Source organism: Rhodococcus sp. 06-235-1A (assembly GCF_002258785.1).
Lineage (GTDB): Bacteria > Actinomycetota > Actinomycetes > Mycobacteriales > Mycobacteriaceae > Rhodococcoides.
The window spans coordinates 183,794-200,736 of record NZ_NOYI01000033.1; the positions used below are offsets into that span (position 1 = coordinate 183,794).

Here is a 16,943-nt window from a genome sequence, read left to right on the forward strand (position 1 = left end):
GTGCGGACGAGCGTGGGCGACGAGCCGGAACAGAGAGACGTTCCGGCCGAAGTCGTCGGTCTCGCTCGCACGAATGCGCGGCGGGCCGCGGGGTTGTTCGTCGTCGTCGGAATCCTCGCCGCGCTGTGTCTGGTGAGTATCGCGGTGGGTACCGAGTACATCCCCCTCGGTTCGGTCTGGCACGGCCTGTTCTTTCCCGACGGTTCGACCGACTCCGTGATCGTCCGTGAACTACGGCTGCCGAGAACAGTTCTCGGTCTTCTCGTCGGGGCGGCGCTCGGGGTTGCCGGTGCACTGATTCAGGCGATGACGCGAAATCCTCTGGCCGACCCGGGCATCCTGGGTGTCAACGCCGGGGCGGCATTCTTCGTCGCGATCGCCGTCGGTGTGCTGGGTTTCACCGGCGTCGACTCCTACATTTGGTTCGCGTTCGCCGGTGCCGCGCTCGCTGCGGTCGCGGTGTACGCACTGGGGTCGATGGGGCGGGCGGGCGCGACGCCGATTCGCCTGACCCTGTCCGGAATTGCGCTCGGTGCGGTACTCGGCGGAATCACCTCGGGCATGCTGCTCCTCGACCCGGACGCCTTCGACAGAATGCGGTTCTGGAGCGCGGGATCATTGGCCGGTCGCGGCCTGGACATCGTGACGGCGACCGGCCCGTTCATCGCATTGGGGCTGGTGCTGGCTGCCCTCGTCGCCCGTCCGCTCGACGCGATCGCACTCGGTGACGATCTGGCGCAGTCGTTGGGGGCACGAGTGATTCGTACGCGCATCATCGGTGTTGTCGCAGTGACTCTGCTCGCCGGTGCCGCGACCGCAGCGGCCGGGCCCATCGGGTTCGTCGGACTGATGATTCCGCACATGGTGCGGTGGTTCGTCGGGCCGGATCAGCGCTGGATTCTGATCTACACGGTGTTCGCGGCACCGGGGCTACTGCTGCTGTCGGACGTGTTGGGGCGCATCGTTGTTCGGCCGGGTGAGCTCCAGGTGGGGATAGTCACCGCATTCGTCGGCGCTCCGGTACTGATTGTGCTGGTCCGCCGGAAGAAGGCGAGCGGACTGTGACCCAGGGGCAGCGCGGCAACGTGGACTTCGGGCGGCGGCTGTGGATCGTTCGACTGCGTGATCGGGTGGACGGCCGAATCGACATCCGAACGGTGGCTGTCTGCGCTGCACTGCTGCTGCTGACTGCAGTGGTCGCCGTCGTTGCAGTCGGCACCGGCGACTACTACGTTCCGCCCAACGAGGTGCTCGACGCGGTGTTCGGCCACTCCTCGCGCATCGCCGAGATCATCGTCATGGAGTGGCGGTTTCCCCGGGTGGTCCTGGCTTTCCTGTTCGGAGCCGCCCTCGGCGTATCCGGTGCGATTTTTCAGTCGTTGACGCGCAATCCGTTGGGCAGCCCCGACATCATCGGATTCGCCACCGGCGCGTACACCGGCGCGCTCGTCGTCATCCTCACTCTCGGTGGCGGCTACTACCAGACCGGAGCGGGCGCGCTCGTGGGCGGACTGGCCACGGCCGCAGCGGTGTATCTGCTCGCCTACAAGCGCGGGGTGCAGGGCTTTCGGTTGATCATCGTCGGGATCGGCGTCAGCGCGATGTTGGCATCGATCAACACCTGGCTGGTCGTGAAGGCCGATCTGGCCGACGCGATAGCGGCCGCCGTCTGGGGCACGGGCAGTCTCAACGGGTTGGGGTGGGCGCAGGTCTGGCCCGCGCTGGTTGTATCGGCCGTCATCGCCCCGTGCCTGGCAGTGTTGTCGCGTCGGCTACCGATGCTGGAGATGGGGGACGACGCGGCACGAGCGCTCGGGGTGCGCGCCGAACCGACGCGTCTGATGCTGGTTTTTCTGGGCGTAGCGTTGATCGCACTGGTTACCGCAGCCGCGGGACCCATCTCGTTCGTTGCACTCGCCGCACCGCAACTCGCACGCAGGCTCACCGGCACGTCGGGAGTGGCGATGGTGCCGGCAGCCTGCATGGGTGCGTTGCTTCTCGTGGTCGGTGATGTTGTCGCACAGCGTGTTTTCGCGCCGACCCAGCTTCCGGTGGGTGTGGTGACGGTGTCGGTCGGAGGCGCTTACTTCGTGTGGTTGCTGGCTCGTGAAGGGAGAAAGCAATGACGGAGTCTCGGTTGAAGGCAGACGCGGTCACGGTCGGATACGACAAGAGCGTGATCATCGAGAACTTGACCGTCGCGATTCCCGACGGCAAGTTCACCGTCATCGTCGGGCCCAACGCCTGCGGTAAATCGACGCTGCTGCGGGCGCTGTCGCGACTGCTGAAGCCCTCTCAGGGGGCGGTACTGCTCGACGGGAAGAAGATCTCGTCGTATCCGGCGAAGGAGGTGGCCCGACGCCTCGGCCTGCTACCCCAGACCTCGATCGCACCCGACGGTATCTCGGTGGCCGATCTCGTTGCACGAGGCCGATATCCGCATCAGAAGTTGATTCGGCAGTGGTCGAGTGCGGACGAGGGAGCGGTGGTCGACGCCATGAACGCCACCGGCGTGACGTCGCTGTCGGCCCGGCCGGTCGACGAACTGTCCGGTGGACAGCAGCAACGAGTCTGGGTGGCAATGGTTCTCGCGCAGCAGACACCGCTGCTGCTCTTGGACGAGCCCACGACCTTCCTCGACATCGCACACCAGATCGAGCTTCTCGACTTGTTGGCCACACTGCCCCGCGAGAACGGCAACACTCTGGTCGCGGTGCTGCACGACCTCAACCACGCGTGCAGGTACGCCGACCACATCATCGCGATGAAAGACGGCGCGGTGGTCATCGAGGGCCGGCCTTCCGAGATCGTCACTGCCGAGTTGGTCGAGTCGGTGTTCGGGCTGCCGTGCCGCATCATCGACGATCCGGAATCGCACACTCCGTTGGTGATTCCTCGGGTGAGAACGACGACGATCGGCGATACCGGCGACACATAGTAGGTAAGCCTTGGTTTACACTCGGCAAAACGGACCTTCGGGTTCGCGTGGAGATCTCGAAAGGATCCATCAGTGCCGAGTTGGAAGAAGCCCGAAGCAGGCCGTCGCCGTACACATACCGAGCGACGGGCCCTTCGCGTCGTTGCACTCGCCTCGGCGGCACTCGTCGCCCTCGGCTCCGCCGCCTGCAGCTCCGAGCCCGCATCGAATGAGGGAGCGGGAACCTCTACGAGCGACACCCGGGTGATCTCGACCGACCAGGGCGAGGTGATCGTTCCGGCGGACCCGCAGCGCATTGCCGTGCTGTCCGCGGGCCTGGCGGGCTACCTGTTCACTCTCGATGCTCCCGTCACCATCGCCGACACTCGGCTGCTCGGAGTGACCAATCTCGACGGCGGTTTTCCGCCGCAGTGGGCCGAGAAGGCGCAGGCACAAGGCACTCTGGAGTTGCCGGCCGGAGATCAGCTCGACCTCGAAGCCATCGCACAGGCCGCGCCCGATCTCATTATCGGTGGAGGGCAAGGCTTCGCAGCTGTTCTGGCGCAGCAATCATATGAGCAGTTGACCCAGATCGCACCGACCGTGCTGGTGCCGTCGAGCGTCACTACCTGGCAGGGCGAGCTCGAGGAGGTCGCCGAGGCCGCCGGTGAATCCGACAAGGTCGAGGCACTGATGACGGCGTACGAAGACAGGGTTTCCGAGGTGAAGGATTCGATCGCCGTTCCCGGCGCGCCGGTGTCGTACCTGCTCTCGTTGAGCACGAACGAGCCCTCGTTCATTCCGCAGACCGCGGCATTGCCGACGTTGCTCGAGTCGGTCGGATTCGAGCCCGACGACGTCATGACCAAAGCGAACAACCCGGAGCTGTACGGTTCTGGCGATTCATTTGTGGTCAGCCCCGAACTGCTCGCGCCGATCGCGAGTGCGCCGGTGATGTTCGTGGTTCCGGTTGCCGGGCGCAGTCTGGCCGAGCTGCAAGGAGATCCGGCCTACGCCGCTCTACCTGCTTTCACGTCCGGCACGGTGTACGAGCTTCCGGCCACGAGCTACCGCCCGGACTACGACGGCGTGATGGGCACGCTCGATATCGTCCAGCAGACGTTCGCTGTGTAATCGAGATCGATACGAAACCGAAAGAGAGCACTCGATGGCGGGGACCGTCCGCGAGGTTCGAGTTTTTCCGATCTGTATGCGGGAACTCGACGTACTGGCCGTGGAAGACGTGACGCCCGGGATGCGGCGCGTCGTCGTGGGCGGTCCGTCGATGGATGCGCATGTGCGTGACGGCGTCGAGCTGCCACCGGTGCGTAGCACCGGATTCGATGACGACGTCAAAGTCCTTCCGGTGGATCCGACCACCGGGAAGCTGCCGTTTCCGGTGCCCGAGAACGCGGGTGACGGAACGGTCGACTGGCCACCGGGATCGTTCCCGTACGGCCGGACCTACACGGTGCGTCGTTTCGATGACGAGCGCCGCGAGATGGCTCTCGACTTCGCGGCCCATGAGGGTGGACTGGCAGCCGACTGGGCCAAGACGGTCCAGCCCGGCGAGAAGATTCTCGTTGCCGGACCCAAGCATTCGGCCGGACTGCCCGTCGGCGTCGACTGGATGTTGATCGCCGGCGACGAGACTGCGTTGCCCGCAATCGCGCACTGTCTGGAGAAGTTGCCCGCCGATCTACCTGCCACGGTGGTCATCGAGGTTTCCGAGCACGCCCACCGGCAAGAGCTGACAAGCGCTGCGCCGGTGGATATCACCTGGCTCTGTCGGACCGACAGTGGCGGCGAGTCACGCTTGGTGGAGACGGTGCAGCGTGCGCAGTGGCGTCCCGGACAGCCATACCTGTGGGTGGCGGGGGAGGCGTCGACGATCAAACCGCTGCGTCGCTGGGCCAAGGTGGACAAGGAAATTGCGAAGCAATTCGTCGAGATCGCCGGGTACTGGAAGCGACGCGAGATCGCAGCCGTCGGATCATCGGCGGAGTCGGATCCCGATGCCCAGCTGCACGAGTTGTCGGAGTTGTTGCCGCCGTTCGCTATTCGCACCGCCGTCACCGTCGGTATCTTCGCCGCGATCGACGGTGGGGCAGGCACGCCGTCGGACATCGCAGCCCAATGTTCGACGCATCCCGGTGCCACCGCGAAGCTACTGCGTCATCTGGTCCTGATGGGACTGTTGACCACCGACGGCACTCGTTTCGGACTCTCCGAGATGGGTGCGCTTCTCAGCGACCCGGACGCCTTCGTCACTCAGTCGTTGAATTTCGACAGGATTCATTCACGACTGGACATGGCGTTCCTCGGCCTTCTCGACACCGTACGGAGCGGGGTGCCGGCGCGGCAGCACGGCTTCGTAGACAAGATGAGCGAGGACGGGTTCGCCGCTGACTTTCACGAAGAAACAGCGTTCGGTGCCGTGTATCGAGCGCCCGCGCTGCCCGATGCAGTCGACCTGGAGGGAATTCGGACCGTTGCGATCTACGGCGAGGGCGGTGGTGTGTACGCGGATACTCTGGCGCGCACGCACCCCGACCTGACGCTACGTCTCGTCGGACTCCCCACTCAGGGCGATCGCACGGCAGCCGACGTGGCTCCGTCGCGTCGGGACCTGGTCGAACGCATCGACGCCAGTGAATTCGTTCCGTTGGCCGAGCCTGTCGATCTGGTGATCGCGGCCGACGTGCTCGATTCTCACCCCGACGCCGATGCCCTACTGCTCCTGAAGGCGCTGGGGAATTCGGGGCGTCGGGTAGTGCTGATCACCGATCTGCTCGATCCCGACACCGCCGACGACCACGACACAGAGGACGACCTGTTGCGGCTGTGTCTGTACGGCTCGGGTCGTCGCAGTGCAGCGGAAGTGGGGGAGTTGGTCGTCGGGTCCGGTTTTGCGCCGCCGCGTTTCGGATCGTTGGGTTGGGGCTCGACCATCGCCGAGTTCGGCGGACATGCCTGGCAGGGTTAGCCTGATGGTTCTCGGAAGCCAACAACGAGATATGTATCGAGGACGAAGATGAGTGAACAACCGCGTGGCTTCTACTACGCCGACGTCGTTGCGGTGGAACGACTCACGGTGCACATGGTGCGTGTGACGTTCGGCGGCGAGCATGTCGCCGGCTACCGCACGCTCGGTGTGCCCGACGAATGCGTCGGCGTCTATTTTCCTCGGGCAGGGGAAACGAAGCCGCCGCCGATGACCGAGGTCGGCGGCCTGTGGTGGTTCCACGGTCTGGACGACGCCCCGGAGGGCCGCAACTACACCATTCGCCGCCTCGACGAGGAGCGCGGTGAGCTGACCATCGACTTCTTCGCACACGAGGGCGGCGTCGCGGCCACCTGGGCGCAGCAGGCCACCCCGGGCCAGACGGTGCTGTTCACGCGTCCACGATCCTGGTATTCACCTCCAGCCGACGTCGAATGGCTGCTGCTGGTCGCCGACATGACCGGATTGCCCGCACTCGGCCGGCTCGTCGAACAGTTGCCGGCCGGGGCGAAGGCGCACGCCATCGTCGAGGTGCTCGAGCGCGGCGACATCCAATCCTTCGAAACCCCGGCCGACGTCACGTTCGATTGGCGCATCGGTTCCGGAAACGGTGACAGCGCAAGCGTTCTCGACGACGCCGCATTGGCGTATCCGTTGCCCGAAGGGCGTGGCTACGTGTGGTTCGCGGGAGAGGCGTCTTCTTCGCGTCGGGTACGTAAGTACTTCCGCAAGGAATTGGGTTACGACATAGCGTATTTCGACATCATCGGATACTGGCGGGCCGACTCCGAGAAGTGGCTGGAGAAGTACAAGCAGTATCAGGAGGAAGCGCTGGCGGTGTACAACGGCGTCATCGAATCCGGCCGCACCGAGCAGGAAGCCAGTGAGGCATTCGATGCCTTGCTGGAACGTGTCGGACTGTAGGTGAGCAGAACTTCGTAGCAGGGGTCGAATTACCGCTCACGTGGGGCCGCGTCGAACTCGTAGTTCGGCAATTCCAGCGTCGCCGCGTCGGGACCGAGGAATCTGCTGGTGACCGCTTGCACAGGCTTCGATCCGGCCAGGCGAAGTACCCCGCGGAACGCGGCAACTCCCGCAGCGGTCTTCGGGTGCGCGACGCGAGGCACGCCCGGTGGAAGCTTCTGAGCCTGCTCGACGAACGGCCGCATCCGCGCCTCGAAGGCCTCGAAGCCGGCGCGATGGTCCTCGGCCCTGGCGAGTTCGCCGGCGAGGACGTAGGCACCGGTGACCGACAGTGTGGTGCCCATCCCGCTCAACGGTGTTGCGCACCAGGCGGCGTCGCCGAGCATTCCGATTCTGCCGTTCGACCAGCGTGGGGCCTTCACCTGCGCCAGATAGTCGACATAGAGTTCCGAGTCCGGTCCCAGTGAGTCGAGAATTCGGGGCACTTCCCAGCCGACATCGGCGAACTTCGCTCGCAACGCGGCAACCACCCGTTCGGTGGACGCGCCTTCGTACCCGCCGTCGTCGGACACCCAGGACAGGCTGAAACGCGTCGTGCCGAGGTTGTCCGGGCGAAGATTGGCGACTCGGGATCCGGGGGCGTTGCACCAACGCCACCAGCCGTCGTCGCTCGGTCCCTTCGGCAACACCCCGTAGGCGGTGTACAGGCCGACCGGCGTGGTCTCCGCTTCGGCCGGAAACACCAGTTCTCTACTGCTGGAGCGGACTCCGTCGGCGAACAGGACGAGATCGAACCTCTCCGCTGCGGTCGACGCGAACGTGACGTCCACGCCGTCGGCATCCTGAGCCACGCCGACGACGCGATCGCCGTACCGGAATTCGGTTCGCGGACCGGCTGATTCGACGAGAATTCGAGCGAACTCGCCGCGCAGGATTTCCAACTCCGCCGTCGGTCCGTCGTGGGAGCCGTCACCGGCCGGGAAAGCGGCGATGGTGGCGTCGTTCTCGTCGACGAATCGGGTGCCCTTCTCGGTGGTGCCGTTGGCGAGCAATGTCGCGTCCATGCCCATCCGCCGCAGCACCTCGCGGCCCGATCCACGAACGTCGATGTTCTGGCCACCGAGCCGCAAGTGCGGAGCGCGTTCGACGACGGTGACGTCGTAACCGGCCCTGTCCAGCCAGAAGGCCACGGTGGGTCCGGCGATGCTGGCACCGGTGACGAGCACACGAGAAGTCATGAGGGCGGTAATGCCCGGGCGGGTGGCCGTTCAATCCGAAGGGGAAAGTAGCTGAGCCTCACCTTGGTGGTGTACTTTCATCGAATTGTCCGAATAACCCGTTTTCGTCAGGAGAACCGTGTTCACCGTTCGACGTCTGGCGCTGCTCTCGTGCAGCGCAACCCTCGCCCTCGGTCTCGTCGCCTGCAGCTCGGATAGCTCTTCCGACGAGGCCGCGTCCTCCTCCGAGTCCGCCACCGCAGACACCGCACTGGTGGTGTACTCCGGCCGCGGTGAAGAGCTCGTCGACCCACTGATCGAACGCATCGGCGGCGGTATCGAGGTCGACTACTCGGGCAACACCAACGCCCAGGCCGCGAAGATCCTCGAAGAGGGCGACGCGACGCCGGCCGACGTCTTCTACGGCCAGGATGCAGGCGCCCTCGGCGCACTCGACGAGGCAGGCGCACTCGCGCCACTGCCCGAGGACATCCTCTCGCTCGTCCCCGAGCAGTACCGCGGCACCGACGGCACCTGGGTCGCCACGTCCGCACGGGCCCGCGTGCTGGCCTACAACTCCGATTCGGTGCAGGCAGCAGACCTGCCGACCGGCATCGACGGACTGCTCGATCCTCGCTGGCGCGGACAGATCGGCTACGCACCGACCAACGCGTCGTTCCAGGCCTTCGTCACCGCCCTGCGCGTGCAGCGCGGCGAGGACGGAGCTCGCACCTGGCTCGAAGGATTCGTCGCCAACGAGCCCGTCGCCTTCGAGGGCAACGGCCCGCTGCTGACCGCCGTCAACGACGGACAGGTGGCCACCGGCCTGCTCAACCACTACTACTGGTACCCCTTCAAGGACGAGAACGGTGCCGACGCTCCCGTCGAGCTGCATTACTTCGAGCCCGGCGACCCCGGCGCACTGATCAACGTCGCCGGTGCCGGTGTGCTGGCCGCCTCCGACAATCAGGAAGCGGCATTCGACTTCGTGCGTGAGTTGCTCTCGACCGAATCGCAGACCTACTTCGCGAACGAGACCGCCGAATACCCCGTCATCGACGGCGTCACCTCGGACTACGACCTTCCGCCGCTGTCCGAGCTGGGCTCGACCGATCTCGATCTGGGCCGGCTGTCATCCCTCGAGGAGACCCAGACCCTTCTGACCGACGTCGGAATCATCTAGTTCGTGCTCGAGTCTGCACTCCAGCCGCTTCGGCGGCGCCACTTCGGCGGTCGTCCCGTTCTCGGGACGGCCGCGTTGTGCGTGGGAGCGCTGACGCTGACACCGTTGGTGTACCTGTTCGTTCGAGCGTTCGACGGTGGTACCGAGAAGGTCTTGGGGCTGCTCCTGCGGCAACGCACCCTCGATCTCGTCGTCCGGACGGCCACGCTCGCGCTCACCGTGGTGGTCGCATCCGTCGTGGTGGGGACGCTACTGGCCTGGTTGACCGTACGAACCGATCTGCCGGGTCGACGCGTCTTCTCGATGATCCTTGCGGCACCGTTGGCCATCCCGTCGTACGTGTCGGGCTATCTGTGGATTGCCGAATTCCCCTCACTTGCGGGGTTTTCCGGCGCAGCGCTGGTGCTCACACTGTCCTGCTTCCCGCTGGTGATGCTGCCGGTGTCCGCGGCGTTCGCCACCGCGGACCCGTCGTTGGCCGAAGTGTCCCGCACCCTCGGCCGCGGGGCCGTGCGCACCGCATTGACCGTCGAGTGTCGACGCGTCGTTCCGGCGGCAGCGGCGGGCGCGCTGCTGGTCGCGCTGTACACCATCAGTGATTTCGGGGCGGTCGCGCTGATGCGTTACGACGCCTTCACTCTCGGCATCTACAGCGCCTACCGCGGCGGGCTCGACCGTACCGCGGCTGCAGTTCTCGGCCTGGTGCTCGTGGTGGGCGCGTTGGTGCTCACCCTCCTCGAACGACGTGCCCGACGCGGGGCCACGGCGCGCGTGGGATCGGGCACCGACCGGATGGCCGAGCCTGTCGTTCTCGGCCGGTGGCGCGTGCCGGCTCTGACTGTTGTCGTTGCTGCCCTGAGTGTTTCGGTGCTGGTACCGATACTGGCATTGGCGCGGTGGCTGAGCCGATCGCTGCGCTTCACCGTCGACTGGTCGGACGTGCTGGCTGTCGGTGCCAAGACAGTTCAGTACTCGGCGACCGCCGCTCTGGTGGTGGCGGTGCTTGCGTTGCCGGTCGCGCTGTTCGCGGCCCGATCCACCTCCCGAAGTGCCCGCACCGCCGAGTTGTCCACGTACATCGCGCACGGACTCCCCGGTATCACCGTCGGGCTCGCCACGGTGTTTCTCGGCATCAGGTTCCTACCGTCGTTCTACCAGACCGCGGTACTGCTGGTGCTGGCCTACGTGGTGCTGTTCCTGCCGTTGGCCGTCGGCAGCACCAGGGCCGTCGTCGACGCCACTCCCGTTGTCCTCGAGGATGTCTCACGTACGCTGGGCGCCGGCCGGCTGCGTACCGACCTTCGAGTGACGATTCCGATCGCCGCACCGGGCATCGCCGCCGGGGCCGCTCTGGTCTTCCTGACCGTCGCCAAAGAGCTACCGGCGACGTTGATGCTGCGCCCTCGGGGAGTCGACACACTCGCGACTACGCTGTGGTCCACCACCGAGGCGTTCCGATACGGCGAGGCGGCTCCCTATGCCCTGGTCCTGATCCTGATCTCCGTGGTCCCGACGGTCGTTCTGACACGGGCGCTGGGGCGAACGACGAGGAAGCGAGTGGCACTGTCATGAGCATGGTGATGGCGGGTCTCGTTGCCTCGTACGGCAGTACGGCGGTGCTGCACGGCATCGATCTCGACCTCGGCGACGGCGAGATGCTCGCCGTTCTCGGACCCTCCGGCTGCGGCAAGACGACTCTGTTGCGATCGATCGCCGGTCTGCACCGTATCGACGCGGGCCGGATCACCTCCGACGGACGAGACCTCTCCGTTGCCGGACGAATCCAGGTACCTCCGGAGAAGCGGGGGATAGGGCTGATGCCGCAGGAAGGTGGACTCTTTCCCCACCTGACTGTGCGCAGAAACATCGAATTCGGTTTGCGCACAGGGTTCGTGCGGCAGTATCTGTCCGGCCGAGCGGAGCGGTCGCGACGCGTCGACGAGATGCTCGAGCTCGTCGGACTACCCGATGCCGGTGGGGTGAAGCCCAGCGAACTCTCGGGCGGTCAGCAGCAGCGCATCGCCCTGGCGCGTGCGTTGGCACCGGCTCCGTCGGTGGTGTTGATGGACGAGCCGTTCGCCGCTCTCGACGCGGGGCTGCGCACCTCGATCAGACAGGACGTACGAGAGTTGTTGAAGGCCAACAAGACCGCGTCGATTCTCGTCACTCATGATCGTGCCGAGGCTCTCGGGACGGCCGACCGGGTGGCGGTGCTGCTGGGCGGGCGCTGCGCTCAGGTCGACACACCGCGAGAAGTGTACGAACGGCCGGCCACGCCTGCCGTGGCGCAATTCGTCGGCGACGCGTACTTCCTCGACGCCGAGGGCCACGGCGACTGCGTCGAGACGATCCTCGGACGAATCGAGACCACCAGTCGCGCGACAGGGCACGGGCAGGTTCTGCTCCGCCCCGAACAGTTGGTGGTCTCCGATCTCGAGGACGGCGCATTCGTCGTCGAGCACGAGTTCTTCACCGGCCCCGAATCCTCGGTCACTCTGCGGCACACCGATACCGGGCTGCGGCTTCGAGTCATTGCCCGCACCTCCGATCGATTTGCCCCCGGCACCGTTGTCGCGGTCTCCGTGACAACTCCGGTGCACTGGTTCGCGGGCTCTGCGGACTAGGTTCGCAACTCCACGAGCGGGATCGGATCCTCCTGGCCGGGCCAGGTACCGAACAAGTGTGGCAGCTCGGTGGCACTGGCCTCGATCACCCGTCGGACATACAGGCGCGGTGACGTCGACGGGTGCCCACCGGTACCCCGGACCCGCGTAGTGGATTCGCGTACCGTTCGAGCACCATCGGGCGAGTGCACCACCAGTTCCGCCTGTTCAGCACCGTCGACGATGGCCGCGGTGGTCACTGTCACGTACACCGGATCGCCGACGCCGTCGTAGACCCAACGCGTGCCCAGTACCGAATGTTCCATCGTGGCAACGAGATACGCGTCGGCCCCGCCCAGTGGCGCGCTGCGGTAGGTCAGGGGTACCTGAAACACCGTGCCCGACGCTGTCCGCACGAGATGGGTTTCGATGCCGACGTCCCCGGCCGGATCGTCGAAACGATATGCGCCGACGGCCTCGAGGTCGGTGCTGCCGTGACCGGCGAACCACGTCTGCGTCGGAAGCCAGGCCGAGATCGCCTCCAATTTCGAGGGGACGAGCGTCGCGCGATGAATGATGGACATGGAGTGAAAGCTACTCGGCCGAACGCTTGGGCATCAGGACGGCGGCCGCGGTCATGATCACGGCGGCGATCATGACGCCGATGAAGACCAGATGGATGGCGTCGGACAGTTGTTCGGGTTCGGGGTTTCCGGAGACGCGGGCGTTGACGATCGCGCCGAACACCGCAACACCGACGGCGCTGCCGATGGAGCGGGCGAACATGTTGGTGGAGGTGACGACGCCGCGTTCGGCCCAGTCGACGCTCGACTGCGCGGCGATCAGCGTGGGGCTCGCGATCAGACCCATGCCGAGGCCGATGACGAAGCATGCTGCCGCCACATGCCAGATCTGAGATTCGGCGTCGAGCAGCGTCGTCAATGCAGCGCCGACGATGCCGAGCGAACCGCCGACCAGAGCCGTCGTGCGGAAGCCGAAGCGGAGATAGACCCGGCCGGATTGCGAGGCCGCAATGGGCCACCCGAGGGTGAGCGTGGACAGCGAGAAGCCGGCGACGATCGCGCCCGTACCGAACACGCCCTGCACGAACGTCGGAACATACGAGGTCAGGCCGAGGATCAGCGCACCGACGAGCAGCGAGATGACACTGCTGACCACGAGGACGCGTCGGGTGAACACCCACAGCGGCAGGATGGGCTCCTCTGCGCGCGATTCCACCCAGGCGAATACTGCGAGGAGACCGAATCCACCGACGAAGATCGCGATGCTGATCGGCGAACCCCACGCCCAGGACTGGCCACCTTCGAGGAGACCGAGCAACACCATCGTCGCGCCGACGGTGAGCAGGGCGGCCCCGAGGTAGTCGATCTTGGGCTTGGCGCGTTCGACGGCACCTTCCTCGAACTTGCGCAACATGATGAACGCGGCCAACGCGCACAGCGGAATGTTGATGAAGAAGATCCATCGCCAGGACAGAAACTCGGAGAAGATGCCGCCGAGGGCAGGCCCGAGCACCGAGGAAATGGCCCACACGCTGGCCAGATAGCCCTGGACCTTGGCGCGCTCGGCCAGGGTGTAGATGTCGCCGGCGATAGTGATGGCCATCGGCTGCACGGCACCTGCACCGAGGCCCTGCACGGCGCGGAAAGCGATCAGAGCAGGCATGCTCCACGCCAGGCCGCACAGAATGGAGCCGAGGCAGAACACCGCGATGCCGAACAGCATGATCTTCTTGCGGCCGAACAGGTCGGCCAGCTTGCCGTAGAGCGGCACCGAGACCGCCTGCGCGAGCAGGTAGATCGAGAACAACCACGGGAACTGCGCAAACCCGCCGAGGTCACCGACGATGGTGAGCACCGCAGTGGCGATGATCGTGGCGTCCAGCGCCACCAGTGACGAACTGAGCATCAGCGCGATCAGGATGGGACCGCGTTCGGAGCGGAATCCGATGTCCGGGGTCGATTCGGTCGTTGCCATTGCTACTCATTGTGATCCCTGCCTTCCGACGCGGCGGCACCGGCCCAGATAGTGTTGAACACCGTGCGACCATCACTGAGTAGCTACGAGCATCTGGCCGGCGGCAAGGTCCGCGATCTGTACACCATCGACGACGCGCATCTGCTGCTCGTCGCGAGCGATCGAATCTCGGCCTACGACCACATCCTCGAGACACCCATCCCGGACAAGGGACGTGTGCTGACGGCCATGAGCGTGTTCTTCTTCGAAGAACTGGGCGGCGTCAACCACCTTGCCGGTGATCCATTGGACGAGCGAATTCCCGCCGAACTGCTCGGCCGCGCCCTGGTGGTGAAGAAACTGAACATGGTTCCGGTCGAATGCGTCGCTCGCGGGTACCTCACCGGATCCGGATTGGCGGACTACAACGCGACCGGAGCAGTCTGCGGGGTCCAACTGCCTCCTGGACTCGTCGAATCCAGCAAGCTCGACCAGGCGATCTTCACGCCCGCCTCCAAGGCCGACATCGGCGACCACGACGAGAACATCACCTTCGAGCAGGTTGTCGATCAGGTCGGTGCCGAGCTCGCGTTCAAGCTGCGTGAAGACACCATCGAGATCTACTCCCGCGCGGCCAATTTCGCTCTGGAACGCGGAATCATTCTTGCGGACACCAAGTTCGAGTTCGGCACCGACGCCGACGGCAATCTCGTACTCGCCGACGAAGTGCTCACTCCCGATTCCTCGCGGTACTGGCCCGCCGATTCGTACCAGGAAGGTCGGGTCCAGCCCAGCTTCGACAAGCAATTCGTGCGCGACTGGTTGACCGGCGAATCCGGCTGGGACCGCAAGTCCGACACCCCGCCGCCACCGTTGCCGGACGACATCGTCGCCGCAACCCGCAGCCGCTACATCGAGGCCTACGAGCGCATCTCGGGCCTGAACTTCGACGATTGGGTCACGCCATGACGATCACTCCGCCCATTGCCAAGAAGGTGCCACTCGAACGCACCCATCACGGCGACACGTTCATCGACAACTACGAGTGGTTGCGCGCCAAGGAAGATCCCGAGGTGATCGCCTACCTCGAGGCCGAGAACGCCTACACCGAGCAGCAGACCGCAGGCCTGGAGTCGTTGCGCGGCAAGATCTTCGACGAGATCAAATCCCGAACCCAGGAGACCGACCTCTCCGTGCCGACGCGCATGGGCCAGTGGTGGTACTACTCGCGCACCGTCGAGGGAAAGTCGTACGGCCTCCAATGCCGTTGCCCCGTCGACTCTCCCGACGACTGGACTCCGCCCACCCTGTCGTCCGACGTGGACGTACCCGGTGAGCAGATCCTGCTCGACGCCAATGTCGAGGCGGAGGGACACGACTTCTTCTCCCTGGGCGCGTTCTCGATCAGCCTCGACGGCACGCTGCTGGCGTACTCGACCGATACCGAGGGCGACGAGCGGTACACACTGCGCTTCAAGAATCTCGAGACCGGTGAGCTGCTCGCCGACACCATCGAGAACGTCGCGCCGGGAGCCACCTGGACCGCCGACGCCACGCACGTCTTCTACCTGACCGTCGACGAATCCTGGCGTCCCGACACCGTGTGGCGACACACCCTCGGTAAGTCCGAGGACGTCAAGGTCTTCCACGAGCCCGACGAAAGCTACTGGGTCGGTTTCGGTTCCACCCGTAGCGAGAAGTACCTGATGATCTGGGTCGGCTCGAAGATCACTTCCGAATGCCTGGTGCTGGAATCCACCGATCCCGAGGGCGAGTTCCGCGTCGTCCTCCCACGCACGGACGGCGTCGAGTACAGCATCGAACATGCCGTGGTGGCCGGTGAGGATCGGTTCCTCATCACCCACAACGGCTCGGTGAACGGTTGGGGCACCGAGGGAGAGAAGGCCGAGAACTTCCTGCTCGCCGAGGCACCGGTCTCGGATCCACTCGATCAGCGCACCCTCGTTCCTCATCGCGACGACGTCCGCGTCGAGGACATCGACGCCTTCGCCGGCCACCTGATCTTCACCTACCGGCGAGAAGCATTGACCCGCATGGCGATCTGGCCGCTGACCGACGAGGGATACGGCGAATACCGCGAGCTCGAGTTCGACGAGGAGCTCTATTCCGTCGGAGCCGGCTCGAACCCCGAGTGGGACCAACCGTTGCTGAGGATGGTCTACACCTCGTTCATCACCCCCGGTCAGGTCTACGACCTCGACATCGCCAGTGGCGAACTGCTGCTCCGAAAATCGCAGCCGGTTCTCGGTAAGTTCGATGCCGGTGACTACGTCCAGCACCGAGAGTGGGCCACCGCGCCGGACGGCACCCAGGTTCCGCTGTCGGTCATCGCTCGCAAGGACGTCCCCGAAGGTCCCGCTCCCACACTGCTCTACGGGTACGGATCGTACGAGGCCTCGATGGATCCGTCGTTCTCGGTCGCGCGGTTGTCTCTGCTCGACCGCGGCATCGTCTTCGTCGTCGCACACGTGCGCGGCGGCGGCGAGATGGGCAGGCACTGGTACGACAACGGCAAGACGCTGAAGAAGAAGAACACGTTCACCGACTTCATCGCTGCCGCTCAGCATCTCATCGATACCGGCCGCACCTCGCCGAAGCATCTGGTCGCCGACGGCGGCAGCGCAGGTGGACTGCTCATGGGAGCGGTGGCCAACATGGCACCGGAGTTGTTCAACGGCATCCTTGCCAACGTTCCGTTCGTCGATCCGCTCACCTCCATCCTCGACCCGTCGCTGCCGCTGACGGTCATCGAATGGGACGAGTGGGGAAACCCGTTGGCGGACAAGGAGGTGTACGAGTACATGAAGTCGTACAGTCCCTACGAGAACGTCGAGGCCAACGACTACCCGTCGATCCTGGCGATCACGTCCATCAACGACACCCGCGTCCTCTACGTCGAACCCGCCAAATGGGTTGCGGCCCTTCGCGCAACCAAGACCGGTGACTCGGACCTGTTGCTCAAGACCGAAATGAGCGCCGGACACGGCGGAGTGAGCGGGCGCTACGAGAAGTGGAAGGAAGCGGCTTTCGAGTACGCGTGGATCGTGAGAGCGGCTGGCGCCGCACGTGCGTAGAACTTCGTAGCCTGCTACGAGTT

General features: G+C 65.2%; 14 protein-coding genes. 11 read left to right on the forward strand and 3 right to left on the reverse strand.

Going from position 1 to position 16,943, the window contains the following annotated elements; genetic code table 11:
• Positions 1–12: 12 nt before the first annotated feature.
• The 6 genes from CH275_RS27800 to CH275_RS27825 all read left to right on the forward strand — a co-directional run bounded on the left by CH275_RS27800 (position 13) and on the right by CH275_RS27825 (position 6,845).
• A complete protein-coding gene (locus CH275_RS27800) occupies positions 13–1,065 on the forward strand; it encodes an iron chelate uptake ABC transporter family permease subunit (RefSeq protein ID WP_256991253.1) in 1,053 nt (350 codons plus the stop codon).
• Positions 1,062–2,126, forward strand: coding sequence for a FecCD family ABC transporter permease (locus CH275_RS27805; RefSeq protein WP_094681355.1), 1,065 nt, complete (start codon positions 1,062–1,064; stop codon positions 2,124–2,126). The genes CH275_RS27800 and CH275_RS27805 overlap by 4 nt, the downstream gene beginning before the upstream one ends.
• Positions 2,123–2,938 (forward strand): ABC transporter ATP-binding protein, encoded by an 816-nt coding sequence (locus CH275_RS27810; RefSeq protein WP_094681356.1) that lies wholly within the window; start codon positions 2,123–2,125, stop codon positions 2,936–2,938. Before CH275_RS27805 ends, CH275_RS27810 begins: the two co-directional genes overlap by 4 nt.
• A gap of 72 nt (positions 2,939–3,010) precedes the next feature.
• Complete coding sequence (locus CH275_RS27815; RefSeq protein ID WP_094681357.1) at positions 3,011–4,051, forward strand: ABC transporter substrate-binding protein; 1,041 nt, start codon at positions 3,011–3,013, stop codon at positions 4,049–4,051.
• Between the two features lie 34 nt (positions 4,052–4,085).
• Positions 4,086–5,903, forward strand: coding sequence for a siderophore-interacting protein (locus tag CH275_RS27820; RefSeq protein ID WP_094681358.1), 1,818 nt, complete (start codon positions 4,086–4,088; stop codon positions 5,901–5,903).
• 48 nt (positions 5,904–5,951) lie between these two features.
• Positions 5,952–6,845, forward strand: coding sequence for a siderophore-interacting protein (locus CH275_RS27825; RefSeq protein WP_094681359.1), 894 nt, complete (start codon positions 5,952–5,954; stop codon positions 6,843–6,845).
• Between the two features lie 29 nt (positions 6,846–6,874).
• Here CH275_RS27825 and CH275_RS27830 read toward each other — a convergent pair whose 3' ends face one another.
• Positions 6,875–8,083 (reverse strand): FAD-dependent monooxygenase, encoded by a 1,209-nt coding sequence (locus CH275_RS27830; protein WP_094681360.1) that lies wholly within the window; start codon positions 8,081–8,083, stop codon positions 6,875–6,877.
• 118 nt (positions 8,084–8,201) lie between these two features.
• Here CH275_RS27830 and CH275_RS27835 point away from each other — a divergent pair, with 118 nt between their 5' ends.
• From CH275_RS27835 to CH275_RS27845, 3 genes are read left to right on the forward strand one after another with little or no spacing between them, the layout of a single operon-like run.
• Positions 8,202–9,245 (forward strand): iron ABC transporter substrate-binding protein, encoded by a 1,044-nt coding sequence (locus CH275_RS27835; RefSeq protein WP_094681361.1) that lies wholly within the window; start codon positions 8,202–8,204, stop codon positions 9,243–9,245.
• A gap of 3 nt (positions 9,246–9,248) precedes the next feature.
• Positions 9,249–10,817, forward strand: coding sequence for an ABC transporter permease (locus CH275_RS27840; RefSeq protein WP_256991254.1), 1,569 nt, complete (start codon positions 9,249–9,251; stop codon positions 10,815–10,817).
• Positions 10,814–11,869 carry an ABC transporter ATP-binding protein gene (locus CH275_RS27845; RefSeq protein ID WP_094681362.1) on the forward strand — a complete coding sequence of 352 codons (1,056 nt, stop codon included), beginning with the start codon at positions 10,814–10,816 and terminating at the stop codon, positions 11,867–11,869. The genes CH275_RS27840 and CH275_RS27845 overlap by 4 nt, the downstream gene beginning before the upstream one ends.
• Here the strand turns inward: CH275_RS27845 and CH275_RS27850 are convergent.
• On the reverse strand, positions 11,866–12,432 hold the full coding sequence (locus CH275_RS27850) for a CG0192-related protein (protein ID WP_094681363.1): 567 nt from the start codon (positions 12,430–12,432) through the stop codon (positions 11,866–11,868). The two genes, CH275_RS27845 and CH275_RS27850, sit on opposite strands and share 4 nt — an antisense overlap.
• Before the next feature lie 10 nt (positions 12,433–12,442).
• On the reverse strand, positions 12,443–13,846 hold the full coding sequence (locus tag CH275_RS27855; RefSeq protein ID WP_094681364.1) for an MDR family MFS transporter: 1,404 nt from the start codon (positions 13,844–13,846) through the stop codon (positions 12,443–12,445).
• A gap of 63 nt (positions 13,847–13,909) precedes the next feature.
• On the opposite strand from CH275_RS27855, the gene CH275_RS27860 reads away from it, so the two are divergent.
• Entirely contained in the window at positions 13,910–14,794 is an 885-nt protein-coding gene (locus CH275_RS27860; protein WP_094681411.1) for a phosphoribosylaminoimidazolesuccinocarboxamide synthase, read from the forward strand.
• A complete protein-coding gene (locus tag CH275_RS27865; protein ID WP_094681365.1) occupies positions 14,791–16,920 on the forward strand; it encodes a S9 family peptidase in 2,130 nt (709 codons plus the stop codon). The genes CH275_RS27860 and CH275_RS27865 overlap by 4 nt, the downstream gene beginning before the upstream one ends.
• Positions 16,921–16,943: the final 23 nt, after the last annotated feature.